The sequence below is a fragment of the Rhodococcus sp. R1101 genome (genome assembly GCF_000278445.1).
Lineage (GTDB): Bacteria > Actinomycetota > Actinomycetes > Mycobacteriales > Mycobacteriaceae > Rhodococcus > Rhodococcus gordoniae.
Genome location: NZ_AJVB01000484.1, coordinates 1 through 2,916 on the forward strand (window position 1 = coordinate 1; position 2,916 = coordinate 2,916).

General features: G+C 66.1%; 3 protein-coding genes, 2 tRNA genes and 1 pseudogene. 3 read left to right on the plus strand and 3 right to left on the minus strand.

Going from position 1 to position 2,916, the window contains the following annotated elements; all coding sequences use genetic code 11:
• Window positions 1–673 (plus strand): annotated as a pseudogene (locus R1101_RS0120270) (DNA primase); the annotation flags it as partial.
• 4 nt (window positions 674–677) lie between these two features.
• On the opposite strand, the gene R1101_RS0120275 reads toward R1101_RS0120270, so the two are convergent.
• On the minus strand, window positions 678–923 hold the full coding sequence (locus R1101_RS0120275; RefSeq protein WP_026003515.1) for a hypothetical protein: 246 nt from the start codon (window positions 921–923) through the stop codon (window positions 678–680).
• Window positions 924–1,071: 148 nt separating this feature from the next.
• Here R1101_RS0120275 and R1101_RS0120280 point away from each other — a divergent pair.
• Both R1101_RS0120280 and R1101_RS0120285 read left to right on the plus strand, forming a co-directional pair.
• Window positions 1,072–1,144, plus strand: a tRNA-Asn gene (locus R1101_RS0120280).
• Window positions 1,145–1,338: 194 nt separating this feature from the next.
• Window positions 1,339–1,412: transfer RNA gene (locus tag R1101_RS0120285), tRNA-Ile, on the plus strand.
• A 44-nt stretch (window positions 1,413–1,456) separates the two neighbouring features.
• Here R1101_RS0120285 and R1101_RS0120290 read toward each other — a convergent pair.
• On the minus strand, window positions 1,457–2,632 hold the full coding sequence (locus R1101_RS0120290) for a tyrosine-type recombinase/integrase (RefSeq protein ID WP_016935127.1): 1,176 nt from the start codon (window positions 2,630–2,632) through the stop codon (window positions 1,457–1,459).
• The coding region (locus tag R1101_RS0120295) for a hypothetical protein (RefSeq protein WP_026003516.1) at window positions 2,619–2,916 on the minus strand (298 nt) is incomplete at its 5' end. The genes R1101_RS0120295 and R1101_RS0120290, both read right to left, overlap by 14 nt.

The window sequence follows — 2,916 nt, forward strand, 5'->3', positions numbered from 1 at the left end:
CATCAAGGACCGCACGATCCGCGACAACTACGCGGTGCAACTCGCGCACTGGACGGGATGGGACGACATCCCCACGGTGCGCCGGCGCGTGCAGGAGGAAGCGCGCCGGGGAGTTCGTGCGCCGGAAGCGAGGACGCGGCCGGCTACGGCCACGGCTGAGCCCGCCTCGGCTCTGCGGCGCCCCCGCCCCAACGATCCGGCACTGTGGCCGCAACGCGACGCGCTCAAAGCCGCGCTGCAGTATCCGGGTATCGCGGGAACCGTCTTCGACTCACTGCCGCCGGAGACATTCACCGACCCTGCCTACGCGGCGGTGCGGCAGGCCGTCGCCGATGCCGGCGGAACGGCCGCCGGCCTCGGGGGAGCCGAATGGGTCGACGCCGTGGGCCGGGCCGCGACGGATCCCGTCGCGCATTCGCTGGTGATGGAACTCGCCGTCGAACCGGTCCCCACCGAAGAGGACCGGCTGCCGCGCTACATCAGCGGTGTCCTGGCCCGGCTCCAGGAGGTCTGGGTCGGTGAGCAGGTGGCCGAACTGAAATCCAGATTGCAGCGGATCTCCCCGGCCACCGAATCCGAGGAGTTCCACGCACTGCTCGGCGACCTCATGGCGCTCGAGCAGTACCGGCGGAGCTTGCTCGACCAGGCCATCGGTGACGGCCTGGCCGGCTGACCGCCTACTTCTTCAACTGGTCCCGCGGGATCATGATCGTGGTCGTCTCGTCGATGGGCTTCATCGGTTCGAGTTTGGGCTGAGGGCTGAGCGAGTCGGCGAGTCTCTGCCGGCCCACCTCGATCGCCTTCTTCGTGACGGGGCTCGCGGCCACCGCCTTGGCCGTCTTGCTGAGCTGTTCGTACCTCGCGCGACCCGCTCGGGTGCCGAGCACGTATCCCGCAGCGACCCCGACCAACAAACCCATCAATGTGCTGTCCTTCCACCTGTGACTGCGTCGTCCCCATCCTGCCCGATGACCTCGCAGCATGCCCACAAGCAGGCGATTTGGTACTGCGGCGGGTAGGACGCTATGGTTTTTCACGCACCGGGGGAAACCGCGGAGCACCGCAGGACAATCCCCTGTAGCTCAATTGGCAGAGCATTCGACTGTTAATCGAACGGTTGCTGGTTCGAGTCCAGCCGGGGGAGCGCCCGAGAATCCTCCCACCCGTCACGGGTGGGAGGATTCTGTGCATCCGGGGGGGTGTACGGATGCGGCAGGACATCCATCGATGTGATCTTCCTAACTCCGCACCCGCCAGAGTGTTGCCCGCTGTGTCCGGGTAGCATTCGATCGCGCCGTGCGACGAGTGCGGCACTGTGCGACGAAGTGTCGTCGCGACGGGGCGGTAGCTCAGTCGGTTAGAGCCGCGGACTCATAATCCGCTGGTCGCGGGTTCGAGCCCCGCCCGCCCCACGTCAGAGGGTGTTTCGGTCCGCAGGCGCGGACCGATCCACCGCTTATTCATCGTTTACGGCCACGATTCGGTCCAACATCTGGGCTACTTCCGTGTGGGTCTTGCCGCGAGACATGTACCGATCCATCGTCATGGAGACGTGCCGATGCCCGAGTTGGTCGGCGCCGACCCGGGGTGACAGTCCCTCCTTATCGATCAGGGTGGCTACCGACTTCCGGAAGCTGTGCGTCGTCGTGTCCTCGACACCGAGTTCGGCGCGGACCTTGCGCCACTGCTTGCCGAAGTTGTTCGGATCGCGCAGGGTGCCGGCAGTCGACGGGAAGATCACCCCGAGGGTGCCCTGCTGGGGTTGATCGGCGCGCCGCTTGAGCATTTCCAGCGCGAACAGGGGCAGGGGAACAGTGCGGAGTCCGGCTGCGCTCTTCGCTGCGTCTACACGTAGAAGCCCCACCCCCTTGGCGCGGACGACCTTGCCCGTCACGGTCACCGTCCCGGCGTCCTCGTCGACGTCCTCCCATCGCAGGGCCAACAGCTCGGAGCGCCGGAGGCCGGTGGCGATGAGCAGTGTGATCGGATCGACCAGATCGTTCGCCTTGCAGTACTCGGACTCGTGGAGCGCGACGAGAAGACGCCGCAGTTCCTCGGCGGTGAGGGCACGCGCTCCTGCGGGCGGGTTCTTGGACTTGATCGGCGCGACATCTCGAACGGGGTTGGTGTCGAGCGCGCCGGCGAGGACCGCGAGGCTCAATGCGCCACGGAGGATCGTCTTGGCTTGACGCGCCATCGTGGGGCCGTGAGCTTTGCTCATCGCGCGTATCGCGGTGTCGACTCGTCGTGCCGTAGCTTCACCGATCCGGATGCCGCCGAGCTTGAGTTCGAGTTTCCGGGCCGCGAACTTGTAGGTGTCGATAGTGGCGGCTGCGCGGCCCTCCTCCTCGAGCCGGGTGAGGTAGGTCCGTACGAGAACTACGACCGTCGTTGCGGGCGTCACCTCGTCCTCGCTCGGAGTCCGGCGGAACTCGAGGTGTTCGACCAACGCGTCTTCGGCGAGCTTTCCGTACTGGTCACGTCGACCCGGTGGAGTGCGCCGCTCTACGATGCGTACGACGCCGTCGTCGTCGCGGAACCGGCATCGTGCGAGCCAGACGCCGCCACCCAAGTCCTTACGCGTGATCTTGCCGTGCTGCCCGATGCGAAGCGGCGGTCTACCCGGTGGCATCGCCTTCCACCTTCCGATGCTCTTCGACGAGGATTCCGCGACGTTTGGCAGTTGCGACCCAGCGGGATGCGGTCTGCTTCGTGAGTCCGTACTCGCGGGTGAGCACCGCGATGGGCTTACGGCCGGTGGCCATGCAGAACGCATAGATCTGGGAGATGGCTTCGAGCGCGTCCTCGGTCGGTCCGCCCTTCGCGAAATCGACCGGAGGCCAGGTGAAATCGATAGAAATCGAGGACTCCCCGTTTGCTCCGGACTCGATGGACTGCACGATGAGGAGCTCTTCC

Bases quoted from the DNA above. Each gene is read 5' to 3' on its own strand.
- R1101_RS0120290 (WP_016935127.1), bottom strand. From the start codon at position 2,632: ATGCCACCGGGTAGACCGCCGCTTCGCATCGGGCAGCACGGCAAGATC.